Annotated in this window: 26 protein-coding genes; 11 read left to right on the top strand and 15 right to left on the bottom strand. The window is 37.3% G+C overall.

Annotation, left to right across the window (positions count from 1 at the left end; translation table 11 throughout):
• Window positions 1–25: 25 nt before the first annotated feature.
• Window positions 26–1,390 (top strand): RagB/SusD family nutrient uptake outer membrane protein, encoded by a 1,365-nt coding sequence (locus G460_RS0100245; protein WP_026953502.1) that lies wholly within the window; start codon window positions 26–28, stop codon window positions 1,388–1,390.
• 78 nt (window positions 1,391–1,468) lie between these two features.
• Here the strand turns inward: G460_RS0100245 and G460_RS0100240 are convergent, their stop codons facing one another.
• Both G460_RS0100240 and G460_RS21045 read right to left on the bottom strand, forming a co-directional pair.
• Entirely contained in the window at window positions 1,469–1,756 is a 288-nt protein-coding gene (locus tag G460_RS0100240; RefSeq protein ID WP_026953501.1) for a DUF6520 family protein, read from the bottom strand.
• Window positions 1,757–2,158: 402 nt separating this feature from the next.
• The gene (locus G460_RS21045) at window positions 2,159–2,614 is read right to left on the bottom strand and encodes a MauE/DoxX family redox-associated membrane protein (protein WP_051315834.1); all 456 of its coding nucleotides are present in this window, start codon (window positions 2,612–2,614) and stop codon (window positions 2,159–2,161) included.
• A gap of 324 nt (window positions 2,615–2,938) precedes the next feature.
• Between G460_RS21045 and G460_RS0100230 the strand changes: the two genes are divergently transcribed.
• From G460_RS0100230 to G460_RS22475, 3 genes are all read left to right on the top strand, one after another.
• On the top strand, window positions 2,939–3,145 hold the full coding sequence (locus tag G460_RS0100230; protein ID WP_026953500.1) for a hypothetical protein: 207 nt from the start codon (window positions 2,939–2,941) through the stop codon (window positions 3,143–3,145).
• Between the two features lie 380 nt (window positions 3,146–3,525).
• Entirely contained in the window at window positions 3,526–4,554 is a 1,029-nt protein-coding gene (locus tag G460_RS0100225; protein ID WP_169817485.1) for a histidine kinase, read from the top strand.
• Entirely contained in the window at window positions 4,547–5,269 is a 723-nt protein-coding gene (locus G460_RS22475; protein ID WP_051315833.1) for a LytR/AlgR family response regulator transcription factor, read from the top strand. The genes G460_RS0100225 and G460_RS22475 overlap by 8 nt, the downstream gene beginning before the upstream one ends.
• Before the next feature lie 12 nt (window positions 5,270–5,281).
• Here G460_RS22475 and G460_RS0100215 read toward each other — a convergent pair whose 3' ends face one another.
• Window positions 5,282–7,840, bottom strand: coding sequence for a lantibiotic dehydratase (locus G460_RS0100215; RefSeq protein ID WP_169817484.1), 2,559 nt, complete (start codon window positions 7,838–7,840; stop codon window positions 5,282–5,284).
• 339 nt (window positions 7,841–8,179) lie between these two features.
• On the opposite strand from G460_RS0100215, the gene G460_RS0100210 reads away from it, so the two are divergent.
• Both G460_RS0100210 and G460_RS0100205 read left to right on the top strand, forming a co-directional pair.
• Window positions 8,180–9,016 (top strand): RteC domain-containing protein, encoded by an 837-nt coding sequence (locus G460_RS0100210; RefSeq protein ID WP_026953497.1) that lies wholly within the window; start codon window positions 8,180–8,182, stop codon window positions 9,014–9,016.
• A gap of 27 nt (window positions 9,017–9,043) precedes the next feature.
• Entirely contained in the window at window positions 9,044–9,373 is a 330-nt protein-coding gene (locus G460_RS0100205) for a hypothetical protein (protein WP_026953496.1), read from the top strand.
• 261 nt (window positions 9,374–9,634) lie between these two features.
• Here G460_RS0100205 and G460_RS0100195 read toward each other — a convergent pair whose 3' ends face one another.
• The 5 genes from G460_RS0100195 to G460_RS0100165 form a co-directional block, all read right to left on the bottom strand.
• Entirely contained in the window at window positions 9,635–10,669 is a 1,035-nt protein-coding gene (locus G460_RS0100195) for an EF-Tu/IF-2/RF-3 family GTPase (RefSeq protein WP_157366819.1), read from the bottom strand.
• A 238-nt stretch (window positions 10,670–10,907) separates the two neighbouring features.
• Window positions 10,908–12,836, bottom strand: a complete 1,929-nt coding sequence (locus G460_RS0100190) for a zinc dependent phospholipase C family protein (RefSeq protein WP_169817483.1) — start codon at window positions 12,834–12,836, stop codon at window positions 10,908–10,910.
• A gap of 812 nt (window positions 12,837–13,648) precedes the next feature.
• Entirely contained in the window at window positions 13,649–13,972 is a 324-nt protein-coding gene (locus tag G460_RS21035; RefSeq protein WP_051315832.1) for a hypothetical protein, read from the bottom strand.
• Window positions 13,973–13,982: 10 nt separating this feature from the next.
• A complete protein-coding gene (locus G460_RS0100175; RefSeq protein ID WP_026953493.1) occupies window positions 13,983–14,393 on the bottom strand; it encodes a hypothetical protein in 411 nt (136 codons plus the stop codon).
• 518 nt (window positions 14,394–14,911) lie between these two features.
• Entirely contained in the window at window positions 14,912–15,190 is a 279-nt protein-coding gene (locus tag G460_RS0100165) for a hypothetical protein (RefSeq protein ID WP_026953492.1), read from the bottom strand.
• Window positions 15,191–15,561: 371 nt separating this feature from the next.
• Between G460_RS0100165 and G460_RS0100160 the strand changes: the two genes are divergently transcribed.
• Together G460_RS0100160 and G460_RS0100155 are read left to right on the top strand one after the other, a co-directional pair.
• The gene (locus G460_RS0100160; protein ID WP_026953491.1) at window positions 15,562–16,095 is read left to right on the top strand and encodes a DUF421 domain-containing protein; all 534 of its coding nucleotides are present in this window, start codon (window positions 15,562–15,564) and stop codon (window positions 16,093–16,095) included.
• A 42-nt stretch (window positions 16,096–16,137) separates the two neighbouring features.
• Window positions 16,138–16,863, top strand: coding sequence for a flavodoxin family protein (locus G460_RS0100155; protein WP_026953490.1), 726 nt, complete (start codon window positions 16,138–16,140; stop codon window positions 16,861–16,863).
• On the opposite strand, the gene G460_RS0100150 is transcribed toward G460_RS0100155, so the two are convergent.
• From G460_RS0100150 to G460_RS0100120, 7 genes are all read right to left on the bottom strand, one after another.
• The gene (locus G460_RS0100150) at window positions 16,860–17,207 is read right to left on the bottom strand and encodes a hypothetical protein (RefSeq protein ID WP_026953489.1); all 348 of its coding nucleotides are present in this window, start codon (window positions 17,205–17,207) and stop codon (window positions 16,860–16,862) included. The genes G460_RS0100155 and G460_RS0100150 overlap by 4 nt on opposite strands.
• 164 nt (window positions 17,208–17,371) lie before the next feature.
• A complete protein-coding gene (locus G460_RS0100145; RefSeq protein ID WP_026953488.1) occupies window positions 17,372–17,788 on the bottom strand; it encodes a response regulator in 417 nt (138 codons plus the stop codon).
• A 286-nt stretch (window positions 17,789–18,074) separates the two neighbouring features.
• On the bottom strand, window positions 18,075–18,449 hold the full coding sequence (locus G460_RS0100140) for a hypothetical protein (RefSeq protein WP_026953487.1): 375 nt from the start codon (window positions 18,447–18,449) through the stop codon (window positions 18,075–18,077).
• 168 nt (window positions 18,450–18,617) lie between these two features.
• A complete protein-coding gene (locus G460_RS0100135) occupies window positions 18,618–19,415 on the bottom strand; it encodes an SDR family NAD(P)-dependent oxidoreductase (RefSeq protein ID WP_026953486.1) in 798 nt (265 codons plus the stop codon).
• 14 nt (window positions 19,416–19,429) lie between these two features.
• Window positions 19,430–20,587 (bottom strand): zinc-dependent alcohol dehydrogenase, encoded by a 1,158-nt coding sequence (locus G460_RS0100130; RefSeq protein WP_026953485.1) that lies wholly within the window; start codon window positions 20,585–20,587, stop codon window positions 19,430–19,432.
• A 661-nt stretch (window positions 20,588–21,248) separates the two neighbouring features.
• Window positions 21,249–21,698 carry a response regulator gene (locus G460_RS0100125; protein ID WP_026953484.1) on the bottom strand — a complete coding sequence of 150 codons (450 nt, stop codon included), beginning with the start codon at window positions 21,696–21,698 and terminating at the stop codon, window positions 21,249–21,251.
• Between the two features lie 16 nt (window positions 21,699–21,714).
• The gene (locus G460_RS0100120) at window positions 21,715–22,281 is read right to left on the bottom strand and encodes a helix-turn-helix domain-containing protein (RefSeq protein WP_026953483.1); all 567 of its coding nucleotides are present in this window, start codon (window positions 22,279–22,281) and stop codon (window positions 21,715–21,717) included.
• 764 nt (window positions 22,282–23,045) lie between these two features.
• Here G460_RS0100120 and G460_RS0100115 point away from each other — a divergent pair.
• The 3 genes from G460_RS0100115 (at window position 23,046) to G460_RS0100100 (ending at window position 25,329) form a co-directional block, all read left to right on the top strand.
• The gene (locus tag G460_RS0100115) at window positions 23,046–23,579 is read left to right on the top strand and encodes a YciE/YciF ferroxidase family protein (RefSeq protein ID WP_026953482.1); all 534 of its coding nucleotides are present in this window, start codon (window positions 23,046–23,048) and stop codon (window positions 23,577–23,579) included.
• Window positions 23,580–24,749: 1,170 nt separating this feature from the next.
• Window positions 24,750–24,995 carry a hypothetical protein gene (locus G460_RS0100105; protein WP_035463632.1) on the top strand — a complete coding sequence of 82 codons (246 nt, stop codon included), beginning with the start codon at window positions 24,750–24,752 and terminating at the stop codon, window positions 24,993–24,995.
• Window positions 24,996–25,002: 7 nt separating this feature from the next.
• Window positions 25,003–25,329: a hypothetical protein gene (locus tag G460_RS0100100; RefSeq protein WP_157366818.1), complete on the top strand. Its 327-nt coding sequence runs from the start codon at window positions 25,003–25,005 to the stop codon at window positions 25,327–25,329.
• Window positions 25,330–25,334 lie beyond the last annotated feature (5 nt).

The following is a 25,334-nucleotide window of genomic DNA, read 5'->3' as shown; positions in this document are numbered from 1 at the left end:
CAGTTAATAAAAAAACACTTGTAAAATGATACTTAAGAAAAACATAAAACTGTTGGGGCTGGCAATGCTCGTCCTACTTCAGTCCTGTTCAGAATTTCTGGACAGTAAGCCCAATAAGAACTTGGTCATCCTGACCACGCTGGATGATTATCAACAGCTCTTGGATGCCGAAGGGAGCACCATGAATAATTACCTAAACCTGGGTTTGATCAGTTCGGATGATGTGTATTTCGGGGAAAACCTGCTTTCCAGACTTAGTTTCAGTCAGCAGGCCTATTACTTATGGGAAAAGGAAACCTATATGCCTGATGCTTGGGATGCTGGTTTTGCAGGGGCCTATGAAAAGATAATATATGCCAATGTGGTATTGGATGGTCTTAGGGAATATGATCCTGCCAATGAACTTGAAAAATCCCGTATAGCTGAGCTTGAAGCATCAGCCCGTTTCTTTCGTGGCATGGGACATTTTGAAGTACTGATGCATTTCAGTGAAGCCTATGACCCGGCCAGAGAAGATCAATTGGGAGTTCCCATTCGATTGACCTCTGATATCAATGTAAAGGTGGGGAGATCTACTATGAAGGAGTCCTTTTCTCAGATTATCTCTGATTTAGAAATAGGAGCGGAGTTGTTACCTATTCAATCAGAAATACCTACGCGGCCTTCTCAATGGGCAGCTTTGGCGATGTTGGGAAGGGTTTACCTGATGATGCAGGAGTATGAGCTAGCTTTTGAATACAGCGAAAAAGCGCTTGAATTAGGAGGTGAATTGATGGATTTCAAGTCATTGGACTCAGATCTTCCATATTCTTTTGAGGTATTTCATCCAGAGGTGATTTTTTACCAGAAACATTTGAGTAGCCGGTTTACTGGCAATGGGGATTGTTTTGTCAATCCTGATTTGGTATCACTCTATGATAGCACGGACCTTCGAAGAGAGTATTTTTTACTTCCTGCAAATGAAGAAGGGTTATATAATTTCAGAGGAAACTACACAGGAGATTTTTATCACTTTGGAGGTATTGCCGTAGATGAGGTTTGGTTGAATATGGCTGAATCAGCAGCTAGAATAGGGAAGGAAGATCTGGCAAATGATGGGTTGAGGTACCTTTTGGAAAATAGATTGGATGTCAATTTCAGTTGGGGGGAGAATTTAACAGGGAGAAATCTATTGGAAAGGATTTTAGAAGAGAGGAGAAAGGAATTGGTCTATAGAGGACTCCGATGGCTCGATCTGAAAAGGCTGAATCAGGAAGAGGAATTTGCAATGACGCTGGAAAGAAAGTACAACAATCAGAAACCTACCTTACCTCCAGGGGACACAAGATATACCTTTCTGATTCCTCCTGCAGAAATCAATCTGAACCCCATGCAGCAGAATGTGCGATGAATGCTAGTCGGGGAGGCTGCCTTGATCAAGACAAACGGGGTTCCCGAAAAGGGAGCCCCGAATATTAAGCCAATTAACTTACAGCGTTGCCAAAGGAAGTGATCCATTCTTGATGAATTCTCCTTCTTCTACTTCACTGCTAGAGAAATTGGGATCCATGTGGGAGCAGGTTTGATCCACTTCTTCATCACACTGGTAGGTGGATGGCCCAGGGGTGATGTCGGTCAGATCGTACCAGACTTCAGTTCCCGGAGCTGGATCTTCTGCATACCGCTCGGTAGGATTGTCTGCGAAATTCATGGCCATGGCCATAGTTGCGGCCAGCACCATTCCAAGTGCTGGGAGTATTTTAAATAGTTTGTTCATTGTATTGCCCTGTTTTTTAACCGATCAAAAACAGGAAAACCGTTTGTGGTTGTTTGCCTACTCTGTCAAGGGTTTTCGGCTTCTCCCTGTATTCGCCAGATCAGGATAGTGCTCCAAAATCTACTGTCCTGTGGAGCGACGAAATTTGTTGATGTTGCTAATGATGATCTAAAGCATTTTTTAATGTTCATTTTTTGGGGCGGAGTTTTGCCTTTCTCTGCCCCAGTTTTCACATTTTTTCTTCCTGTTTTTTCCTCTTGGTTAATCTGTTAGACTTTTTCAATGAAGTCTCATGGGATTGACTTAAATTTGATTAAAGAAGAATTTGAGAAGCGTTATTTGGTTGATTTATAGACTTTAAAATTCTTTACACACTTTTTAATGCAACTGGTAATTGCAGGATTAAGCAGGTGGGCGGTCTCGTAGAGGGGTACCGCCCCTTTTTTGTTTATTCTGAGATGGGTCTGTCACTATCAAGCCGCCAATTGCTAGGAGAATACATACTGAATTGAGAATGAAATGTGCTGACCAGCCAAGACTTTCCAGGATACCGGCACAGTTACAAGGAACTCTGGGGAAAGCTCCCACCCAAATCAATCCTACATAAGTAGTAAAGACAGTGAGAAGGAGGATGCTTGAGAGAAATCCCCACCATCTAGTGACTGAAAAGAGTAGGAGCAAAGCGATGAATAACTCAGTAATGGGGACAGCATAGGCGAGTGCCTCTGCCAGTTCTGCAGGAAAAGTCTGGTTATGAAATGCCTTTCGGCTCTCTTCGAAATCAATGAGCTTGTCTAAGCCTGTGTAGGCAAATAGTACGATTAGAATTGTTGAAATTACTCGGTCGAGTCCCTGCATATCTCCATCACATTTATCTTAAGCCAATGTCAGGAACAATTGATCTTTTTTCCAAAATTAAATGATCATCGACAGGGTAATTGTGAACAACAGCGGTAGTGATATGAGGACTGTTTTTGAAAAGATTTTTTTGAGGAAATCTACCTTTTTTAGAATTTGATATTTGTCAAATAACTAATGATTGATTAGGTGTAAATCATTGATATACAGTCTTAATTATTATATTAGGTGAGGGTTAATAAAGGCAAAATAGTAACCTGATTTCTAAAAATGGGCAATTGCTGTACAAAGTTAAAGTGCCCTGAATTTAAAGCTGAACATAAAATGAAGCCTAAAAATCGCTTTGTGATTTATGCTCAGGATATCATGGTTTTTACCGGAAGGAGTAGATCGTATGCTTATAGTGTAATTAAGCAAGTGAAGGAGCATTACGGAAAAACAAAGCATCAGCTTGTGACTATCCAAGAGTATGCTGACTTCCACGGGATTCCTGTCAATGAGGTGAAGACTTCTCTGGAAGAAAAATCCTAATCAATCAAAAAGCGGACTTTCTGAGGAGATAAGTCCGCTTCAAATTGGGGTTTTCCCTCCGGAATGTCGATCCGGAATTTAGCTTTAGAATTGCCAGAGTAAGGGCGCTGGAAGATTAATTCCTGCTGAATGGATGCTTCATCAATCTGATCAACACGTCTCTGAAAGTGTAGTGATTGTAGTATAGCATTCCCTGAAAATGCTTGCTGTCTTGTTTTTAGTGTTGTCTTTGGTGGACAACAAGCGCTTCGTTTTTACTTGTTCGGTTTTGAAGCATAAATGCTCAAGATCTTTTTTTTCTATCATGTTCTGAAAGGTTTGATTTTATGAAAGCTATCGGATTAAAGGAAAGGATTCAAAATTCCATTACAAACAACAGTATGAGTTTGTTTAATGGCATGTTGGATAGGATTTTCAAGTATCCAGATAGAGTCTTGTTGACTGTTTGGCTTCTGTATGCGATCCTGGATTTTCTGACAGTCATTATTGCCAGTATTCATTTTGACCTGACATACGCCTTAGTCAATCTGGTCTTAGGATTTGCACTTTCTTACATCATGTATTATTTCCTGCTTCCCAGAATTCTGATGAAGGGGAAGGTGAGAGATGTTTTGTGGATTCTTTTTTTGGTAGCTGGAATCACTCTCATTAAGTTCTTGATCATTTTTTCAGGGGATCTCGGGATGGTTTCTTTTAGAGTGGTTTGGATGGAGCTGTTGAGGGTTTTCCAATTTCAGGGCCTAACCTTGATGATTTGGATACCTATGGCTTACCATATCCTGCTTAGCTATACTAGAAAAATGGAAGTGGATTTGGAGCAAATGAATGTTCTGCATAAATCAATTCAACTAGGGCCGCACTTTGTACTGAATATGATGAATGAAATTTTGTCAAAATCCAAAGTGGGACCCGGTTCACTTTTCAATGAGATCGAACAGTTTTCGATGGTGCTGTCCTATAGCTATAAAGATACCAAACTTGAAAACAGCTTATTGGATGAGTTGCAGGCTATCCGTGCATTCATTTATTGTCAACGATGCAGGTTTGGTGATAAAATGCAATTTCATTTTGGTGAGGATGTATCGGAGAGTAGGATAGCAGAGGTTCCATTTCCAAAAATGCTTTTACTCACCTTGTTGTTTGATGTTTTTAAGCACGGTGACTATGTCAATGACAAATTTCCCTGTCAGGTGAGGTTTGAATTTAAAGAAATAGAAAATGACGGGAGTGAGCTGCTTTGTTTTAGTATCAGTAATCTTAAAGGGTCTCATTTTGAATTGCAAAATTCAGGATTTGGGATAAAGGCAGTCATACGTGTTTTGCATTTCTATTTCGGAGAGGATTTTAGATTGGTTTATACTTCTACAGAAGATGAGTTTTCATTGCTATTAACGATTGAGTATGGATGATAAATTAAAAATTGGTCTTATTGATGATGAGCAGTCTGCATTGAACAAGCTGATTGATTTGATTGCTCAATTCGATGATTTTGAGGTAGGCTATGCTACCAGTGATGCGCATGAGGGGTTGGTACGAGCTATGAACAATGAAGTCAATATTCTGATCACGGATATTATGATGCCCGGTATGGGAGGCTTGGAAATCACAGAGCGATTGAAGCCTACAGGAATACCTATCATATTTTGCTCTGCCTATAATGAGTTCGCGGTTTCTGGGTATGAGCAAGACGCTGCATACTTTATCCTAAAGCCGATTAGGTTTGATCAACTCTCAAAGGGATTGAGGAAGGCCAGTGAAATATTGGGGAAAAGAGAAGGTGCTCGAACTGGACAACGTTGGAATTTTAGAATCATCAATTCGAAAGGTGGCGTCACCGGTGAATTTATAGTTCTTCCTGAAATAGACTATCTCAAACAAGATGGGAACTATACCGAGATACATTTAGGGAAATCAAGAAAAATCATTGTGTCAAGCCTTTCCAGAACTCTGAAAAATCTTGACTTTATAGACTTGGTTCAAATTCATAAGTCCTATGCTGTGAACTTGTCGAAGGTAAAAGAAATTCAGTTTACCGAGTTGGTTCTTTACAGTGGGATAAAGATTCCGATTGGAAGGGTTTATCGTGAAAAACTCAAAAATCTACTTGGAGGTAATCTTCTTTAGCAGAGGCTCTGTTTAAGTTGATTTGAGGAATATCTTCTTGCTTAGTTTTTTATGGGTGAGGTACATGGATATTTGCTCAAAATCATGATTATTCAGAAGAAAGAAACGGTTACACATCATATGAAAGTGATTTAGTAATAATGCTTGTTGTTTTTTGGGATTCTGGAAAAAGGAATGTTTTTGTAACTGATGGAGGTAAGCAATCTCCTGTTGACTGAGTGTTGTTTGTTCGATTGATTCTTCACAGGTTTTTCTTACCTGTTGGATATCTGCAAGACTTAATTCTCTCAGTTTTGATTTGAGTTTATCTAGATATCTTTTGGGATGGCCAGTGGCTTGGAAAATATCAGACCATATCTCACTCACAATCTGAGCTATGAATGGCTGATCTGAACACACAAAGGGTTGGCGGATCTTAAAATCACCGAATAGAACCATTTCAGATTCTTTCTGAAACAGGTTTTCTGAAATGGATAAATCTGATCGACTATACTTTTCAAATTCTGGATAATACGTATCGATCTGATAAGTGATCGTTTTCAGAGAGGATTGAAGTTTCTGGTGGAATCTCTCTAGGATTTGGGATAAAACAAGCTTTTGTGTGGATATGAACCTTAGCCTTACTTCTAAGACCGGGGAGGAGTAAAGAAGAAAGTACCATGTGAAATTTAGGTTTTCTGATTTCAGATCAGAAATAAAGACTGATAGAAAGTTCTTTAAAAATGGAATTAGCAAATTGGGGTTGATGGGCACCCTTAGGTAGAGTGAATTATTACTTTTTTGATCTAGATAGTTGATGAAGTTAGGGTAGTTGAGATTCCTCGATCCATGGTGTTTCTGATAAACAAATTGAGGATACATTTTATTCCCTTTTTGAGACTGAAAGGGCGTTGAAAGTAAGGATTCAGCATCATAAATGTTCAGGGATTGCTTCTTTTGAAGTTCCTGCCAAAGTATCTCATAGTCTGATGAATTCTTCCAGTTCAGAAGGAGTTCTTGGTCCATTCGTCCAGCAAGGATGTTATTCGGAATGTCTAGCTTTTCGCACTGTTTCCTAAGTTCATTTTTGTTTTTTAAATGATCCGCTGTGAGTACCCATTTCTTTTCCTGAAGTATGATGTTGCCCCAGGTAAAACGGGGGAAATAAGTATGACTAATGGAGGAGTCAAATGTATATGGTAGAAATTTGAAAGTATCTTGGTTGCTGATTTCCCATAAAAGTCTCAAAAGAGGATGCGTGATCTGATTGCCATTTAGGGGGTGCTGAAAAACAGATTTGATAAATACTTTTTTCCTTTTCCAATGAATGAAAAGACAATCATCTCGAACGCCCAGATATAACTCATTTAGCGGAATGGAGTCTGGATGTGTGACTCCAAAAGGATTGATTGAGTATCGAAATATACTCTGATGGGATGTGAGGAAATTGATCGTTGGGTTTTCATAGACATCAATATCGCAGTAGATGGTTTTTTCAAGTTGTTCTGAATTATTAAACAATGATTTACAAAGGTTGAAGACCTCCTCATCGGATGTGAATCTTCCTGAGAATGCAAATGGCCTATTACATACCACATTATCTAAAATAAGTTGGTCACTTTTTCCCAAGTGGAAAAGATATTGGATGTCCTGTAGCTTGTTTGGAATGGACCTGGCTTCCATAGATTCTTTCAGGTCTATTGACTTGTTTCCTGTAAATAGATTGAATCCTTGGTTGGAGTGCTGTATTTGAGAGTCATTGACATGTAATGATTCATGGATCAAGTGGTAATCATTCATGATATGTGTGAGCGGGACAAAACGGTCATCATAGCATTGTTGGAAAAGTAATTTAAACCGCTCAAGTATTGCTCTTTTTTGAGGGATAAAAAGGGCTCCTGATTCTGAGGTGAATTGGTCCAGTTGCTTTTTGATTTCTCGGTTGAGCGTGATTGAAAATTGAGATTTGGTATTGAATTGTCTAGAAAATTCAATGTGGGGTGGATTTGGTGAGGTATGCAAGATCCCGGTTTCTTGAACTCTCTGCCAGAGTTTTTTGCGAATGCCGCTGTCTATCTGGTTGAACCATCCTTCGAATTCAGAATAGCTCAACTTTTGATTGGATTTGAAATGAGAGTATAGCTTGTCAAGGAGTTTGTTCCTAGCAACTAAGCAATAGATCCATTTTTCATCTTCTTCATCAAATCGGTAGAAATGATAAACTCCAAATGAGTAGTTTACTGCTGGAGCTAAAGTTGAAGTTTTCTGATCTGAAATGGGTTTTGCAAGTTGAATGAGAATGGTTTTGGTCTGGATCTGTATAAGGTCGTCAGTGGCTGATCCCCACTTTCCTAACCCTACACCTGACCATCCTCCAAATGGTGTCGCACGAAATCTGCCTCTTAGAAGGTACTTGCGAACCTTTTGTTTTAAGACTGGAGTGAGCTCAGGATATTTTTTATCATGAAGCTGTAGAAATAGACTTTCTGAAGAGCCTTTGATTAGGTTCAGAATTTTTCTCCAGTTAAGTACTATTTCATCTTCATTATTGGGGTCAAAATCAAGAAGTGGAATACGGTAAATGAAGTCCATGTTTTTGAAAACAGGATACATTAGATTGATTTTTTGACCAAAGTTTTATGAGAAAGAGCAGTGTGCTTAGGAGCATTTGCTTTCTGCCTAGGATCAATGAAAATTGTTTTACCAATTTTCCAAAAAGTCCATATTTTCCTAAGAATCCTAAGAGTCCATATATTTCACTAAGGTTTTGATTTTTAGACTATTCCTTTCAGCTTAGAGGTGTTCAAATATTTGTATCAGGTCGATTTGAGGGTTATACTCAATCAAGAAAAACATCAAGCTATTTATGAAAGAAAGTCTATAGGGAGTAATGGTAGTTAGCCAATTCCCTACATCTAAACTAAAAAGGATATGAAAGCATTTGCAGAAAAGCTTTTGGAAGAGATGGAACAGTCGCTAAATCAAGTGGCAGAGGGAACTTCCAATGAATTACAAAAAGCAGAACGAAGTGGCAGGGCTGTCAATTCGATTTTACTCAAACTGAAGGAATTTATGCTGAGCTATAAATTTCAGAGTAGGGAGGAAGAGATTAAATTCTTTAAGTATTACAATCCTATGTTTTCAAAGGAGTTGATATACTTCTCTGAACTTACCTACCTCGCTTCCAAAAAACCTGTAGGAGAAAAGAGCAAGGTCAAGCAGTTTTACCATCAGGTAGTGGATCAATACCAGGATTTTTTTGGCAGAAACCATCAGCTCTTCATCTATCATCAATTGGAGCGGGAAGATCTGGATCATCAGTTTTTTCTGAAGGAGTCAAGACCCTTGAGTCTTATTCCGGATTATTCATTGGATTTTGATCCTAGTTTTTCCACTCCCAACAGCAGCAAATTGGCCAAAATCATGGCTTATGAAAATTTGATAGACTATATCCGGAATAAGTTGATCCAGCTGGAATTTGGTACTGATCTGAAAGCTGTGGAAAAGTCCAAGCACAAATGGACTGATACCAAGTCAGCTTTGATTGAGTTGGCTTATGCACTGCAATCCAGAGGGGCTATCAATCATGGGAAAAGCGATGTCAAAATGATTATTTCCATCATGGAATCATCCTTCAATGTAAGGGTAGGTAATTTCTACCGGACATTTCAGAGTATGCGGATCAGAAAGAAAAACAGAACCATATTTCTGGACAGTCTCAAGGATAGCTTAGAGAAGCGGATGGATGATACGGATATGAGGGACTAATCTATTTTCAACTAAAACAAATCTATCATGAATGATTTCTATATACTCGGTGGTGTATTGGTTGGGCTGGGATTATTGCTTCGCTACCATGTGGGGCAGGAACGCTTTAAGAGAAGAGGAGTAGGAGGATTGCAGCATTATTCCAGCTACGGCAAAGGGCTGGCAGTAGGAGCCTTTGAAACTTTTCTGAATTTTATAGGGACTTTGCTGCTGGCTTTCGGGATCTTGATGTTAGTCGTTACTTTTTTTAGTTCGGATGAAGAAAAAGAGGAAGCTGTGCAGATTGAAGAACAGGTTGATGAAGCTGTTGGTCATATCTTCGAAATTGAGGAAAGAGATAGAGCGAGTTTATGCTAGTTTGGAGAAGAAAATCAATAGAAATCTCCTAAGTGTGGAAAATTGATCATACCCACAAAAATCTCTTTGTAGAGATGAGTTAAAGTTCAGGACGATTTAGGCTAATATGTTTAGAAATGTATACGGCGTTGGAATTTGAAATTGAGTTTTAATTATTGACCTCATAAAGTGAGTCTTTAATTAATGATTGAAAAATACTCTGATACAAAAGCAAAAAAAGCCAAAGGTACTTTCTATCTCCTTTGGCTTTTTTTTGAATTATCAGGATGATTTCCACGGGATTTTTTTGGCGCCCACTCTTCTTTCAAGTTTTGGTATCAATACATTGAAATTATCGGGCATGTCAACAGGCAGAGTTGCAAATACTCTGCAAACGAATATAAACTCATTCCTGTCCTTTGAATTTGTGGTCTGAAAAGGCATACTGATGGATTGAGATTCCATTGCAGGAATAGCAATAGTCTTTCTTCCCAAGAACTCATAGTCAGCTACTTTGTCGGGTTCTGGAATAGGTTCTGCAATGCCCGTAAATTCCTCACGATTTGATTTGACTATCAAATCGCCCCTTTGAATAGTACCGCGATGATTTCCTAACAAAAGCCCAACTTCCATGCCTGGAGTAATCAGGGTGAGCGATCGTCTCATGCGTTCAATTTTGGAGACTGTAATATTAAGTATGTTTCCTCTTCCGCTATCTCCTTTGAATACATTAATTCTTTCGCCAGGTTTAAGAGTACCTTGTTCTACTATCCCGGTGACCACTAATCCTCTTCCAGAAATTTTGAAAACATCTTTGACTCTAAATCTAAAGGCAAGTTGATTGAGGGGAGGACTGGAAAGCCCTTCAACTAAAAGTGATCCTGGAAATACCAATGTCTGTGCAAGTGTTTTGCTAAGTCCAACATATAAAGTTACTTTTTGACCTGCAGTTGCCTCTGTACTAGTTTGTGTGGGGCCACTTGGGGGATGGACTACTATTCCATTTACTCTAGCTTGGATTACATGGTCTTCGCAGAGAATTCGAACATGATCCAGAAGCTGAATTGAGCCTTTTTTAATAGTTCCTTTGATGGTAGTCCCCAGGAAATAGCTAGTGCCGGTAATTTCCATTTCCAATTCGTGGGGCTTGAATTTCGGACTTACAAAAAATTCAACATTTGCTAGCGGGACAGCTAAATCCCCATGGTTTTCTACCGTGCACTCAATTTGGTAGGATTGAGAGGGGCCAAGATCATTTACCGGAATATTTGATTTTTTGACTACAACACCTGCCGAATTCAAGGTGTTGGCCCTCAAACGAAGATTTCCTTTGTCATTGGGAAAATGTGGGATCATCAAGAAGCTTTTACCTTCATATAAGTCTAGCCCAAGGTCAAATTCTTTTTGTCCGTATTTTTGTCGAAAGGCGGTGCGCTCTTTTTTGATATTTTCTTTGAAAAAGGCTTCTCGTTCCTTGATGTCTCGAGTGTATTCAGCAATGTCTTTGTTGAGTTCTTCAAGTATTTTTTTCATTGTATTTGAATTCTAAAAATGATCAATCAGTGTAAGATTCGATGATTGGTTTTGATGCGGTGGTACCCATTTCTGGTTGGCAATTCTCTATTTCCCAACTAGGATGAGCCATGCCTCTGTCGCCATCAAGATTTAAGTCTGGTAGCTTTTGTCCACTTTTCACTGCATTCCAATAAAATGCAGTTAGATCCAATGCATTTCCGAGCGTTTCTTGTTTCATTATGTCCGGGTTTGCAGCCATATAGCTGGCATTGCCCAAGTTGGACGCTACAGAGTTGTCCATGTGGATAGGCTTGTTGATGAAATAGTCATGACTCTGATTAGTATATGAGTCAGGGCCCACAGGTACTTGATTGAACTCCGGGTCGGTCACAGGGTAAACCAGATGAGCTTCTTGAGGTGCAAACCGAAAAATACCATCACTCACTTTTAACTTCTGAACAGGATATGGCCAGCTTGGGCTTACCCGGTTATTGTTACTATCACTCAATATTGGGTTTAGCATATGCTGAACTTTATAATCATTGAGGTGACTTTCAAATGGAAATGCAAATCCATTCAGAGCGACAGACAATCTGAAATAATCATAGGCTGTATATAGTGCCTGGTATATCTGGTCGAGGATAAAATGTGCTGTATGCGATGTGATTGTAGCTATTATTTCTTCGGCTACTGAGCCCATAGCTACTGCAGCTGCCACTGCGGCTTTGATAACGCGACCGATTTTTTTGAAGAAGTTGATTACATTTTCCCAGCTGAAGCTGCTTCCTGGATTGCCGGTAAACAAATCTTCTATAGCATTGCCAAGTTCATTCAATGCATTATTTACCCTATCTCTAAATCGGTTCCAGGCTTCCCGTAATTCTTCTGATAGGGGAGGAAGCTCCGGTAGTTGCTTTGGCAGAACCGTTTCAGAAGTAGTACTTTTAAACCAGGCATACCATAGTCTGTAGGCAGAATCTACTTCTTCGGGCTTCATTCCTCCTCCGAACAAATGTTTTCCCGAGGTAGTGTACACTTCTTCAGTTGCCCTTGAGAATAAGGCTGCCAACTCTTCTGGCATACCAATATCTGCAAAGCCAGGGGTCAGGCCGTCAATCAATGATTCTGTTTCTTTTAAAACTTCTCCGGTAAAGACTGATCTTCTCCCGTCCCTGAAAAGAAATTTTTCATGTAAATCTCCTGAGACAAACTCTTTATCTCCCAATCCCAAAGAGCTTTTAAAACGCGCATAAGCAGATACATCCTGAAAATTCTCGACGACTTTGTGTCGCTGGCTATGATTACGATATGGGCCTCTGACCAAGGTGTTGACATAGGGGTGTCCAACTGTATCTGCAGTTAAATGGCTCATATATCCAATCGAATATGCCAAATGACTGGGGTTGCTTTTGCTTTGGTCAATCAGGAATTTAGCAAACTCGCCGCTTTTGCGATAGTGGAGAATATCAAACCACCACCAATCTTCTTTGGGGTCACAATCTTGAATAGGATGCGTCAAAAGACCAAATATGTCAATGTTTGAGGTTACTAAATCTTTCATCCCGTTACTGATGATGGCACTGATCAGCTCCATGATCGCATTGAGATCCCGAAATAGTAATCTAATTGCTGAAAGTGTAGGCGAACTTTCGACGATGTCGTCAACAGCTTCTCCCACTTCCTCTTCAAGCTCTTTTTTTAATTCGTGAATTTCAACAAGAAGAGGGTAGCTTTTTTCGATTTCATGTTCAAGAGAAGCCAGTGTTTTGGCTGCTTTGACCATCAACCTTACGGGGAGATGTTCTCCTCCGGGCCAATCTTTGGTATTGAAGAAAAGGAAATCCGGTCCCAGAGTTCCTACAGATAAATAATCTGGAAACTCTTTTAGAATTGACCTTGTAGACTCATCTAAGTAATAGGATGGGTTAAATCCGGCATACGGCTGATAAACTTTGCTTGAGTTTGACAACAGTTGCCCAATTAAATAATGAACGGCGGGTCCTGGCATATGAAAGAATTTAGGTTAAAAGAAAATCGCATTTAAGCACTGCTTAACACAAAAGCAGTATCTGTCGGATGAAAACGATTCAATTTCTAAGTTCCTTCATCTAATAAAAATGATGAAAGCTTAAAGAGCAGTTCTGACTTAGATTTGAAAGGAATTGCGGGATTCCGGTAAGAGCAGAACTTTGAAAATGATTTTGAAAAATGAATGTCATTTTCTGATCCGGCAAGAAAAGTAACTTTTTTTTTGATCACCTCCAATAGGATTGGAAAATAAGCATAGCCGTAAGGGCCTAGGCATGAAGGTTATATGTTTGTTAGTGTGACGGGGATTTTTGAGAATCCCCCAATTGCTAGGATAGATTTTCTTTAATTTTTAAGAGTATAGGGCTAGCTCAGAATCCATGTCTTCACACTTCAGGAGATGGATGTAAATTCTACTTCATACCACACTTTAACCAAGGATAGTCTGCTAACTGCTCAAAGAGAACTAGTCCATCCTACGGCGGATTGATATTGACCAACCGGTAATCTGCCCCTTGCAAAAATCAATGATCGCTTTCAGGAATATATATCGTTCTTTGTCGGAATGCTGATTAACAATTTAAAAACAACTAGATTTTTAACTTTATACACTGTGTTGATTTTTGGTGTGCTTGCTAAAAATATATAATGTGTTAATTGCACACCTGAACTTTAATTTAGAGTTCTTTCTCTTAGTTATATAAAACTGCTCTTGACTGACTTTTGTCGACATTGATTAAATGCCATTCAAATCTAATCATCCTGTTCAGGAGTGAGTTTAAGAATATTGCATATGGTCTCCTGAAATTCCGATTGATATTTTAGGGTGCCGGACATCAGTGCTAATTCATGTTTCTCTGCTAAAAGTAGGGACTTCCTCATCTGAAAAAATGCAATTTTGTGCATCATCTTGTGAACAATCTCTGATGCCAAATAATATTTTTTATCACTTATAGCAGTTTGATATTCGGTATATTCTTTCTGGAGCTCATCGAGTAAGAGTTTAAAGATTTTTAATTCGAAATTTTTATTGCCACTAGACAATTCTTTTAGATATCTTAATGAAGGAGTCTCCATAATTGAATTTTCAAACAGGAACTATTAGGTCTTTGGGATTATAAATTGGTTTTTTTGAAATGACTAGAGTCAATTCACTTATTGTCTCAATCAAGTTATCCGGTGTGTTTCCCAGCTTTCCTTGGAGTGCACTCTTTAGTATAAGTGCAAAAGTCCAGGATTTTGGATTTTTAATGTGAACTATATGGATCTCTTGATTTGACGCTTTGGGGAAATCGAATATTCGCCTGATGAAATCATGGAAAATTTGCCTGAGCTCCTGTGAATCGCCTTTGATCAAGGGTAGGGTATTGTCAAGTTTAAAATTGGCCTGCCCCTCAAACCCATCAATAATCCCTTTGATCAAATCATAGCTGTCAATTATTTGATCTAGTTCATGAGCCTCATACTTGGTGATGATCAGATCTGTTGGCTTAGGCATACGATGAACTTTTGAGTTGTTGATTTGATGGGGCAAGCCTGGGGTGATTTAACAACTTTCTCTGCTCCTCGCCTCAGTGACTAATGCTTTGTATAGATTGCTTAGTCTGTATTATTACTGCAAACTACCTGGCAAAAAAACTTCAATAATTGACCTTTTGCCTCTACAACCAAATGTCATTTTTAAAAAGGGAAAAAAATTGGTTTTTAAGCTCAGCAGAATTAACCTATAGACGAATGGTAATCATGTGTCGATGAATGGATTCAGGACAAGGTGGAATTTGAAGCTGTTATTAGACAGTTTTACTGATTTGGGCTTTTTGTTTTGGTTACCAAACTGAATTGTTTGATAGATTGGGTGATAGTTTTTAGGATTGAATGCACAGTTTGAGCTTCTGAGCCCTTTTTTCTTTCTTGTGAGACTGAGGAGCTTTGAAGTATAAAAACTGCCATCTCCCCAAAATCTCTTTCATTCATCCGGAAATTTGAGGAAATGTGGCAGTCATGAAAAAATTGTGGTTAGTTGGTTTGTAGTTTCTTAAGTCTTTGATTAAGCTCTGTGAGACCAGCCTTTTCTAAGCTGTCTTGGATAATGGTGCTTAGCTCTTCTGCAGATTCTTTTGAAATTTGGAGAAGTCCGTTTTCCAAATCGGTTTTTTGATTCATTCCTCTGGAGATGACCTCCGCCAATAGAAGGACAGTCTTCCGAGGGATTTTGAAATCAATCTTGACAGGGTCATTCATTCCAGGAACAGCAAGCAGAGTTTCATGAATTAATTGAAGTGTTGAGTTTGCCATGGTCTTGTTATTTTTTGGTTGTTGAAACTTTTGGCTAAACCTAAGCTATCTCTCCGAAACTGGCCTATTTAGAAAATGAGTTGGATGAAAGTGCTAGCATTGGTTACAAAATTGAAATTCAAACCATATCTCGGGAATCAAAATGAAAGGTGGAAAATCTTAGTCGAATGAGTAACCTTACTTCTTACTTTGAGATGTCGGTCAGGTACTCTTATTATAGTATTGGTCGTTCATGAATTTAATATACGCTTACTTGGAAATTGATTACAACTATAGAATAGAAGATGAAATTATTGATTTCACTTAACTGTACTCTGATCTGGTTTTGGCAGAGATGTTGATTAGTATATTGTTCTAAACCTATTTTGAAAATGGAGAAAATAATATTTGAAAATTGGGAAAGTACATTCCGAACTGTGGTATTAACTGTGTTAGGATACCTAGTAATGGTTTTTTTGCTAAGAATATCCGGTAAGCGCACATTGTCTAAAATGAACGCATTTGACTTCGTTGTTACTATCGCTCTAGGATCATGTTTGGCTTCAATATCATTAAATAAAAACATAACACTTGTGGATGGTGTGGTAGCCTTTTCCCTTTTTATTTTTATGCAGTTTTTATTTACATTTCTTTCGGTAAGAATAAAAGGCTTTAGATCTATTATTGCTGATAAACCTGTAATTGTTTTTTACCGGGGAAAATTTTTGGATCAGGAAATGGATAAGCAAAGGCTTTCTAAAGAGGAGGTTTTTAACGTGTGTAGACTCAAGGGGTTCTCGTCTTTGGACCAGGTGTCCCTTATAGTACTAGAAAGCACAGGTGATCTCTCAATTATTGAAAATTATCGGAAAGGTGAAGTGGATGCTGTAACCACACTTTTGAATTCAAAGGAAAAAACGAACTAGGTTATTTTGTTTATTAATGTAGATATTTTAAACAGTCATAAGATGAAATTACATGAATTCAAAGATATAAGAGCAGTATTCATTAACTGTACATTGAAAAAGTCTCCTCGACTGAGCCATACCTCAACATTAGCTGATCTATCTAAAGGTATCATGAAAAGAGAAGGGGTTGAGGTTGATGAAATTCGCCTAGTAGACCACGATGTGCCTCCAGGTATGTATCCTGACATGACTGATCATGGTTGGGAGAAAGATGAATGGCCAAGTTTGTTTGAACGCATCCTATTAGCGGATATAGTAGTACTTACTTCACCGATATGGCTAGGTGATATTTCTTCAATCGCCAAAAAACTGATTGAACGGCTTGATTCTATGAGTGGTAAAACCAATTCAAAAGGTCAATTTATTTTTTACGGAAAAGTAGGCGGATGCATTATTACCGGTAACGAAGATGGAATCAAACACTGTTCTCGTGGAATTCTATATTCTTTTCAACATCTTGGCTTTACAATTCCTCCTCAAGCAGATTGTGGATGGATTGGTGAAGTGGGGCCTGGTCCAAGCTATGGTGATACGACTTATCAGGGTAAAGCCATAGATCCTCCGATGGGCTATAATTCTGATTTTACAAATAGGAATATTACATTTATGACCTATAATCTATTACATCTAGCCAGTATACTTAAGGTAAATAACGGGTTTCCTAAATATGGTAATTCCGCAACAGATTGGGAGAATGGTATGCGGTGGGAATTTATTAATCCTTAAGCTAATGATTGAGATTGCTTTGTCTGATCGATTTTTTTGAGATGAGAAGTAAGTTTGTTGAATTTACCTCGACGTGACTTGGAATATATCGTTTTCCATTTTCCTGATTTGAGTTGAATATTGATGGCATATAGTTTACCCCACCACAACAAGTGAATGCGTTGCACATTCCAGTCTATAATGTCGGTGTTCAAGTCAATTACTTCTTTCTTCAGTGGGTGCCATAGAGTAAGTTTACTTCCTTTCTTTTCGATATTATGGGTAGTTTTTGATTCGGCAAGAAAGAACAAAAAGAAGAGAGATATAATGCCACATGAGATGAGTACTATAGTAAGCAGGTCCATTTTTTTTGAGTTTAAGATTGTTACAGTACATGGATAAAAATCAACTATAATGCCAGAGAAATGGCCAGAGTTTCTGACTTTTTTGCAGGATATGAGTGCTGTTTTAAAAATAGAAGTGCTTCTTTTAAGAAAAATAGTTTGTGGATTCTTCAGGAAATTATATGCTAGTTTTCTTCAGGATATTTATTGTGTTTTAGTGATAAAATTGACTTTATTTGTTTAATCCAATCACAAAGTGCAAAGGGTTTAGTGATAAAAGATTTTGCTCCCAACTCCATACTTTCTCGGATATCCTTAGGGTCAGATGTTGTAGAAAATATATAAACGGGGATATGTTGAAGAAATTGATTCCCCTTAATTTCTTTAAGGACGGATTTTCCATTTTTTTTTGGCATGTTCAGGTCTAGAAATATAAAATCAGGTAGGTTTAATAATATAGTGTCTAGGAGTTTTAAAGCAATCTCTCCATCCTCCGCTTGCATTATTTTGGTATGCGGACTTGATTCTCCTATGGCTTCTACGAAAAAACTGCGGTCATCTAAATCATCATCTACTACGAGTATGGACTTTATCTCTTTCATGCTATTTGACTAAAATGTACCGGAATATGTGAAGTCAATCTATAAATAGTTCTCTGAAATAAAAACTGATATTTGATAGTAGGTTCAAGGCTTAATCTTGATTCGAGTTTGGATGTAAATTAGTTGGTGACATAAATGGTTTGAAGACTTTACTGCAATAAATCAAGTTCTTTGTTAAATGTCTACGAATGACTTAGTAGCATTGAGATGTGATGAGGAAGGGGGGGGCGCTTCTTTTGTTTGTTGATTTTTTAATCCATAAGAGATTCCAAGTCTACGTTTCTTTCTAAAAAGAAATGATTTTGGCCTGATCTTGAAGCTCATACCACATCTCTGGATTGTCAGTGATAAGTTGAAAAACATTTACACTTACTATTCCAAATACGATATGTGCCAGAAATAGTGCGAAAAAATAGTGCGTATGAGGGGGCACTGGAGGTCTAAAATGGAGGCTGATATATGTTTTCCATACAATTATAGCTACTACTCCACTGATTGCGCCAATTAAAACTGAATCTTCAAAATTGATTCTGAATATCCCCCAGTTCCATAATAGGAAATAGGAGAAGGAAAATATTATCCCTACACCGAAATGAGCTAAAGTCCCCAGTACTAAAGTTTGTTTTTCTGGAGATGTGTAGTTAGCCTCGCCGGATATCATACTTCCTAAAATGTGTATGACTTTGGTTTTTTTTTAAAAAATATATGCATACAAATACATAATCAAAGTCATGGCTAAGGTTCCGGCAACTCCTGAAAGAAGGGTGATAAGAAAGTGTTTGATATCCATGTTTTTTGGTTTTGAAATGTGTATGTCCAACGAATTGTACTATCCCTCTTCTGCAGGTCTTTGTTTTTTTTCCATTTGTTTTGCAAGTACATCGTCGGGCGTCAAGTTTCCCAACGCTATATTTATTTTGTTTTTCAGCCCGGATATGACTTTGTCTTCATTGCTCATAAGGGCTTCGAAACCATCTTTTGCTACTTTTTTTGGATCAGCCATCGCATCTTTATCCTGAAAGATTTTGCTCTTTTCCATATCTGCTTTCCGAATGAAATCTGTGTTTGTAAATCCTGGGAGCAAAGCACTAACTGTAACATTATGATCTTTGACTTCTTGTCGTATACCTTCTGTAAATGAAAGCACAAATGCTTTGGTACCATGATAAACTGATTGCCAGGGCCCTGGTGCTTTGCTCGCCACAGATGCTACATTCAGAATTTTACCATTTTTATTTAAAATCATTTTCTTTATAAAATATTTCGTAAGTATTATCAAGGAGCTGATGTTAAGGTTGACTATGTCCAGCTCTCTTAAGATGTCGGTGTCTTTAAATTCACCATATAAGCCCTGGCCAGCATCATTTATAAGAACTTCGACCGAGATGCCCATTTCCTCAGTATTTTCGCAAACAAAGAAAGCTGACTTTGGATCAAATAAATCTGCCTGAATTGTTCTGACATCTATTCCGAAATCTTTAAATTCCACTGCTTTTTCTTGCATCTCGTCTAAGTCTCTGGAGACGATGATTAGATTATAGTTTTGTTTGGCAAACAGAAGGGCAAGTTCGTAGCCAATACCGCTTGTTGCTCCAGTAATAAGAGCATAATGGGATGGATTCTTCATAACATCTGTTCAGTTTATGGTTTTAGGACCACCTTGACGCAGTCATCTTCTTTCTTGTCAAATATTTCATACCCTCTGGCAGCTTCACTTAGCGGGATAGTGTGGGAAATGATATCATCTAGTTGTACTTTATTTTGCTTGACTAGATCAATGAGCTTATCAATATAATTTAGTACAGGGGTTTGCCCTTGTTTGATGGTAATAGCTTTGTCGAATATTCTATGCAAGGGAAAGTTATCGTAAGTTGAACCATAGACTCCCATTATACTAACTGTGCCGCCCCTTCTAACTGCTTTGAATACTGCATCAAGGACTTTCATACTTCCTTTTTCAATATTGACAGTTGCTTTTAGCCTGTCCATAATATTTCGCTCTGGCTCGAATCCTACGGCATCAACACATACATCTGCACCCCTTCCGTCGGTTATTTCACGAAGGGCCTCTATTACATCCACCTTATGCGGATTGAGAGTCTCTACTTTATTTACTTCTCGAGCTTTAGTTAATCGGTATTCCAAGGGGTCAATAGCAATTACACGGGCAGCTCCATTAATCCATGCTGCTTTTTGGGCCATTAATCCTACGGGACCTGAGCCGAAGATAGCCACCGTTTCTCCTCCTTTCAATTGTGCCCAGTCAATAGAGGACCATCCTGTTGGAAAGATATCCGTAAGAAAAAGTACCTGCTCGTCACTCAGGTCATCAGATATAACTCTTGGACTAACGTCAGCATAGGGAACTCGCACATATTCCGCTTGACCACCGGAATATCCTCCGTATAAGTCTGTATATCCGAAAAGTGCTCCACCTTTTTCATCTAAAAGGTCTCCGTTTGGGCCATAATGCTCATAGTTTGAGTTTTCACAATGAGGCGAAGCTCCGTTGTTGCAAAAAAAACAGTGCCCACATGATATGGGAAAAGGTACTACGACTCTGTCTCCTTTTTTAAGTGTTTTTATAGCAGCACCTACTTCTTCTACTATCCCCATAAATTCATGGCCCATGACCATATTGTTTTTTTGAGGTACTGCTCCGCTGAGGATGTGTAAATCCGACCCGCAGATAGCAGTGGCAGTTACTTTGAGAATTACATCCCTTGGATCAAGAATAGAAGGGTCGTCGACCGTGTCAACTTGGATGAGTCCTGGTTTGTGAAATACTGCTGCTTTCATATTAGATTTCCATTGGTGAGTGCTACTTCATATTTTACAAAGCGGCTGCCATTTCCGGTTTTTATTCAATAATCTGATATGGGATATCCTTTTATGGCAGTTATTTACTCTTTGAAGCTGATAAAATATCTGTTGTTTCAGTCCTGCTCCTTTAATCGTGATAAAAATTTACCAATCTGTAACCTTTTTGTAACGACTAGATATTAAGCTATGAAATAAGTACGCTTGAGATTTAAAAGTTGCTGCAATAGCCCTATCGTAGGAAGGAAATGAACTTTATAAGTAGCGAGCTTGCGGTGCCTTAGTGTAGAGAATCTGATTTCAAGCAAGAGGGTGATGAGACCTATGTATTCCAGAAATAGACTAATTAATAAAGCGGGGCTAAATAAGGTTTAAAATTGGATTTCTAACCACATCGAATTGACTAAATGATTATCATGGATTTGCTGTTTTGTCACCATCCATTCAAGTATTCCGTATTGATGAAGAGATGACCATTAGGTCAGTGAGTGTTAGAGATCTAAGATTAGTAGTAGGGGCTAAGAATCAAGCAGAGAAACAGTCTGAAACAAAAAAGTAACTGCAAAATATAATGGTTTAATCTCCTAGTAGAGATGCTAAAAATGTAATGTCACTTGACGTATGAATCAGCTACGTAGATTTATATGACCATGACGAAATTCTCTCTGCTTTGCTTTGAAACGGTGTAATGGTGGTTTGTAATTATAGCTTTGTATATCAGGGTCTTAAGTTGGTCGAAATCTGTAGGTTTTCTCAAGTAGACGTTTGCGCCACGAGTCAAGCTTTCTTCGATGTCACATTCTAAGGTTGAAGTAGAATAAATGACAACTGCTATATTATGTAAGCGATTGCTTTTTCTAATTTGACCAAGGCATTCAAGTCCTCCCATCACAGGCATATGTAAATCCAGAAAAATAATATCAGGTAGTCTTACTTCAATATTATTAAGATTTGACATCAGTTCTTTTCCGTTTTTGACGATTTTCAGTTCTGTGTTTAAATTAAGTTCAGCGATGGCGTTTTTAAAATTGATGCGGTCATCTTCGTCATCATCAGCCAAGTAAATATAAATTTCTTTCTTGGTGTCCATGGCTAGTTTTAATTATTTAACTCAAACTTTGGTTTAGCTGCAATTCATTTCTCTTTTTAACAATCTTGGCAAAGGAAGTTGATGTAAGCCCAGTTATCTTTTTGAACTGATTGGATAAGTGGCCGACACTACTGTAGTTAAGGGCGAAAGCAATTTCTGTGAGTGTATATTCATTGCTTAGTATTAAGGATTTTACTCTTTCAATCCGTTGTAATATTATATAGTTTTCAAGTGTGTCTAATGTGTGGTTCGAGAATATATTTGATATATGTCCATAACTTAACTTTAGTTTTTCGGAAATAATGTTGGAAGATGTATAGGAGTGATACTTATGGTTATGTATTAATTCGGTAATAATATCTTTAACCTTTTGAATGAATTCATCATTAGGTGTTTCTTTTATCTGAATCCCGTACTTTTCAAAGTTTGATTTTATTTGGTTAAATTTTGAAGATGAGATGTTCCCTATGATTTCAAGGTAAGAGGAGTTATGAAATGAATAACGCACATCTATTTTGTCTAACTCACTTTCTATTAGTTTTTTTACAACGGTGTGGCTATGGAAATCAAGTGCGAATTTCATTTTTTATATTTTGTTATGTGTTTGAAGGCGGGAGAAATAGCGTTTTGTTCTTTTATAAATATTGTTAATCAATGGCAGTTAAGTTGAAGACTAAGATTCTCCTGAATCATGCCATTGGCGAATTCTGTTGCTAGCTGAATCCGCTTTTTTGATGTTTCCGAAGTTATTGGCTTAGTTTTTTAGCTTCTAAGTCATAGGAACATAGATGTTTTTCTATGATTTCTGATGTCTACATGTAATTTCTGGATATATTTCATTTATAGTAAAGTGTTCTTTAATGAGCGATTTGTGTGTTATATGCTTGTGTTTTGTCCTTTGCTCTATGTTAAATAATACATGAAACTGGAAGTCCGCACCGATATTCTGGGTTTGTAGAGAAAAATTAGATTTTTTTTTAAATAATTAGAGTTTATTTTTTTTAAAGACATAATTTTAAGGATTGTATGCTTGGGTTGTTGTGTATTTTATCCACAACTTGTAAAATTTGTTTCCCAAAGTTCTCATGTTGTTAATTTTAATACATGATTTGAGAGATTCAGTATAGTTCTAATAGTGTGTTTCAGTGTGTCGAGCTTTATTATGCTTTTTGTGGTGATCTTAATTTGAGGTGTGCAATATTTTGTACTTTTAGTTACATATTTGTAACACTTTTTTACTATTTATATTGAGATTGTCCATTACGGATAGATTTAGACCTTTGGCAAGATGTTAGAGTTGTATGTGAAGAACCATTCAATTTAACAATTTTAAAAACTAAAACAACTATGGCAACTCAATCAAAAACAGGAATCTCTGAAGAGATGCGTAATTCGGAATTTCATCAATTATTTCTTAAAGAACTGAAAGATATCTTTTGGGCTGAAAAACACTTAGTAAAATCACTTCCCAAAATGTCAAAAGCAGCAACATCTTCAAAACTAGCAGATGCGATCTCTAATCACCTAAATGAAACAAAAGAGCATGTTTCACGGCTGGAACGAGTTTTTGAGTTACTGGACGAAAAACCGCAGGCGATAAAATGTGATGCAATGGAAGGGTTGCTCGAAGAGGCAAAAGATATTCTTGAGGATAGCAAAGTGGAAACTTCAGTAAGAGATGCAGGAATTATTATCGCATGTCAAAAAGTTGAACATTACGAAATTGCCTCTTATGGTTCACTTGTTGAAATGGCCAAGAAAATGAACCATGAGGAATGCGCTGATATTCTCGCTCAGACTCTAGATGAGGAGAAAAATGCGGATAAACATTTAAATAAACTGGCAAAATCCGAAATTAATTATAAAGCTTTAAAAGAATAATTTGATTTGAAGAAGGGTTTTTTTTATTAAAGTAGGTAGGTTTCCTGCCTGCTTTTTTTTGATTGTATGTGTTTACTTCGAAAATTTAATTTTCCATTTTGCTTTTATGATGTTTCTTTATCAAATTTTATATTTAGATTCTCCTTCCTTGAATGACTCTAAGCGTATTCATAGTTTTTCATTATCACCATCAAATAATTAAAAAAGGTGTAGAGTTGCCCATATGAGACTAGGAGATTCTCTGATAAATGTTATATTTTATTTTCTTGATATAAGCATTTTTTTTAGTTGGTATATATTTTCGGACTATGACTTTTTTCGGAATTTTTAATTGTTGAATTGCTCTATAAACTTGTGCTTATATTTCGTCTTCCAATTATCTGGTAACCAGGTTGTGTGGAATTTATTGACTAATGGTATAGGTGTTTAATTAGTGTGTTTTATTGTTAAATTTGGATTGTATTTTGAAATTTGAAGAAATAATGGATATGCAAGCTTCTTTCTTTAATTATTAATCACGCTATTATAATTTTGTGTCATTACATTATGTGGTTCTTGACTTCTTTTATAGTTGTTCTGAATAAGTTGATGTTCAAGGGCAGTGAGTAGTGTTGTGTTGATATGTTTTGGACAACAATGGGTTCTAGAAGAATATCTCACTAGATCTTTCCCCGATACCAACGTATTTTTCATTGTAATGATATGAATTTATTAAACCTTCAAAGAACAGGTTTGTCATACAGTCGTAAATTGATTTTCTGAATTTGATATAATAGCAGATAATATAATGTATTTATTTTTCTTTTTTTCACTGGCAGACAAGTTCTTTGATAGAGTATGCAATTTATTGACTCAAAGAGTAGTGGTAGAAAAATCTCTTCCTGTCCCTCTCTAAATTTATTCTTGCATACTTCCCTGTTTTTTACAACATGTTCTATGCTTGTTTTAAATTTTATAAATGTTGCATTTTTGTAACATTTTGTATATAATAGTTCACTATTTACATTATTTTAGTTTTTTTTTCTTCTGCTGTACAGGAATGTGAAACTAAACAAAGAGTGCTTCAATACTTCATTCTTGTACGTTTGATTATTTTTTGAATTAAGTTTCTATTTTAGGGAATGGAAATTGAATACATGGTAAGTATAAACTCTTAACTATCTTATTATTATGGAAAGCAAACATAAAGAAGGAAAAATTGCTAAATCAATCGAGAAGCAGACTGCTAAAGCACCATCAGATATTTTTCTCTGGTCATCTATTGCTACCATGGGAGTATCATTATGTTTTAAACTCTACAAAAAAGATCGCATGGCTTTGTATATAGGTCAATGGGCAGAATCTATATTGTTATTAGGTGTCTACAATAAGCTTGTAAAAGTTGAAGGTTCTGATAAATCTGAAAAGGACAAATAACTAAACTATGGACTATACACATATGAAACCTCAATCACTTGGCTTAAATGAGCATTTTTCTGACAGATATCATTTAGGATTCTTGTTCGTAGAAATGCTTGGGTTAACTACGGGGCCTCCGGCAAAGGAATTTCCTTTGCCGGAAAAAAGAGAAGAAATCACTCCTAATCCAAAATTACCAGAAGAAGAAGAGTATCTTCCGGATGAAGAGGAAATCGATGAAGAAACTCGTAAAAGGAAAGAAATCGAAGAACGTAATGATCCCCGCCGCAAGCAACAGTTTCCTCCAAAGACAGAGCCTGAGTCTCCACAAGAGAAACCCAATCTTTTATGATAGAT

Source organism: Algoriphagus vanfongensis DSM 17529, assembly GCF_000429465.1.
In the GTDB taxonomy this organism is placed as follows: domain Bacteria; phylum Bacteroidota; class Bacteroidia; order Cytophagales; family Cyclobacteriaceae; genus Algoriphagus; species Algoriphagus vanfongensis.
Note: the sequence above shows the minus strand (reverse complement) of the source record. Positions and strands in the feature narration are given on the sequence as shown.

What these genes read in the sequence shown, in the direction of transcription:
- G460_RS0100160 (WP_026953491.1), top strand. Translation starts at nt 15,562, where the DNA reads ATGGAGAAAATAATATTTGAAAATTGGGAAAGTACATTCCGAACTGTG.
- G460_RS0100205 (WP_026953496.1), top strand. Translation starts at nt 9,044, where the DNA reads ATGAATGATTTCTATATACTCGGTGGTGTATTGGTTGGGCTGGGATTA.
- G460_RS0100105 (WP_035463632.1), top strand. Translation starts at nt 24,750, where the DNA reads ATGGAAAGCAAACATAAAGAAGGAAAAATTGCTAAATCAATCGAGAAG.
- G460_RS0100115 (WP_026953482.1), top strand. Translation starts at nt 23,046, where the DNA reads ATGGCAACTCAATCAAAAACAGGAATCTCTGAAGAGATGCGTAATTCG.
- G460_RS0100135 (WP_026953486.1), bottom strand. Translation starts at nt 19,415, where the DNA reads ATGAAGAATCCATCCCATTATGCTCTTATTACTGGAGCAACAAGCGGT.
- G460_RS0100230 (WP_026953500.1), top strand. Translation starts at nt 2,939, where the DNA reads ATGAAGCCTAAAAATCGCTTTGTGATTTATGCTCAGGATATCATGGTT.
- G460_RS0100210 (WP_026953497.1), top strand. Translation starts at nt 8,180, where the DNA reads ATGAAAGCATTTGCAGAAAAGCTTTTGGAAGAGATGGAACAGTCGCTA.
- G460_RS0100145 (WP_026953488.1), bottom strand. Translation starts at nt 17,788, where the DNA reads ATGAAAGAGATAAAGTCCATACTCGTAGTAGATGATGATTTAGATGAC.
- G460_RS0100120 (WP_026953483.1), bottom strand. Translation starts at nt 22,281, where the DNA reads ATGAAATTCGCACTTGATTTCCATAGCCACACCGTTGTAAAAAAACTA.
- G460_RS0100240 (WP_026953501.1), bottom strand. Translation starts at nt 1,756, where the DNA reads ATGAACAAACTATTTAAAATACTCCCAGCACTTGGAATGGTGCTGGCC.
- G460_RS0100150 (WP_026953489.1), bottom strand. Translation starts at nt 17,207, where the DNA reads ATGGACCTGCTTACTATAGTACTCATCTCATGTGGCATTATATCTCTC.
- G460_RS21045 (WP_051315834.1), bottom strand. Translation starts at nt 2,614, where the DNA reads ATGCAGGGACTCGACCGAGTAATTTCAACAATTCTAATCGTACTATTT.
- G460_RS0100215 (WP_169817484.1), bottom strand. Translation starts at nt 7,840, where the DNA reads ATGGACTTCATTTACCGTATTCCACTTCTTGATTTTGACCCCAATAAT.
- G460_RS0100100 (WP_157366818.1), top strand. Translation starts at nt 25,003, where the DNA reads ATGGACTATACACATATGAAACCTCAATCACTTGGCTTAAATGAGCAT.
- G460_RS0100125 (WP_026953484.1), bottom strand. Translation starts at nt 21,698, where the DNA reads ATGGACACCAAGAAAGAAATTTATATTTACTTGGCTGATGATGACGAA.
- G460_RS0100140 (WP_026953487.1), bottom strand. Translation starts at nt 18,449, where the DNA reads ATGATATCCGGCGAGGCTAACTACACATCTCCAGAAAAACAAACTTTA.
- G460_RS22475 (WP_051315833.1), top strand. Translation starts at nt 4,547, where the DNA reads ATGGATGATAAATTAAAAATTGGTCTTATTGATGATGAGCAGTCTGCA.
- G460_RS0100175 (WP_026953493.1), bottom strand. Translation starts at nt 14,393, where the DNA reads ATGCCTAAGCCAACAGATCTGATCATCACCAAGTATGAGGCTCATGAA.
- G460_RS0100225 (WP_169817485.1), top strand. Translation starts at nt 3,526, where the DNA reads ATGAGTTTGTTTAATGGCATGTTGGATAGGATTTTCAAGTATCCAGAT.
- G460_RS21035 (WP_051315832.1), bottom strand. Translation starts at nt 13,972, where the DNA reads ATGGAGACTCCTTCATTAAGATATCTAAAAGAATTGTCTAGTGGCAAT.
- G460_RS0100245 (WP_026953502.1), top strand. Translation starts at nt 26, where the DNA reads ATGATACTTAAGAAAAACATAAAACTGTTGGGGCTGGCAATGCTCGTC.
- G460_RS0100165 (WP_026953492.1), bottom strand. Translation starts at nt 15,190, where the DNA reads ATGGCAAACTCAACACTTCAATTAATTCATGAAACTCTGCTTGCTGTT.
- G460_RS0100130 (WP_026953485.1), bottom strand. Translation starts at nt 20,587, where the DNA reads ATGAAAGCAGCAGTATTTCACAAACCAGGACTCATCCAAGTTGACACG.
- G460_RS0100155 (WP_026953490.1), top strand. Translation starts at nt 16,138, where the DNA reads ATGAAATTACATGAATTCAAAGATATAAGAGCAGTATTCATTAACTGT.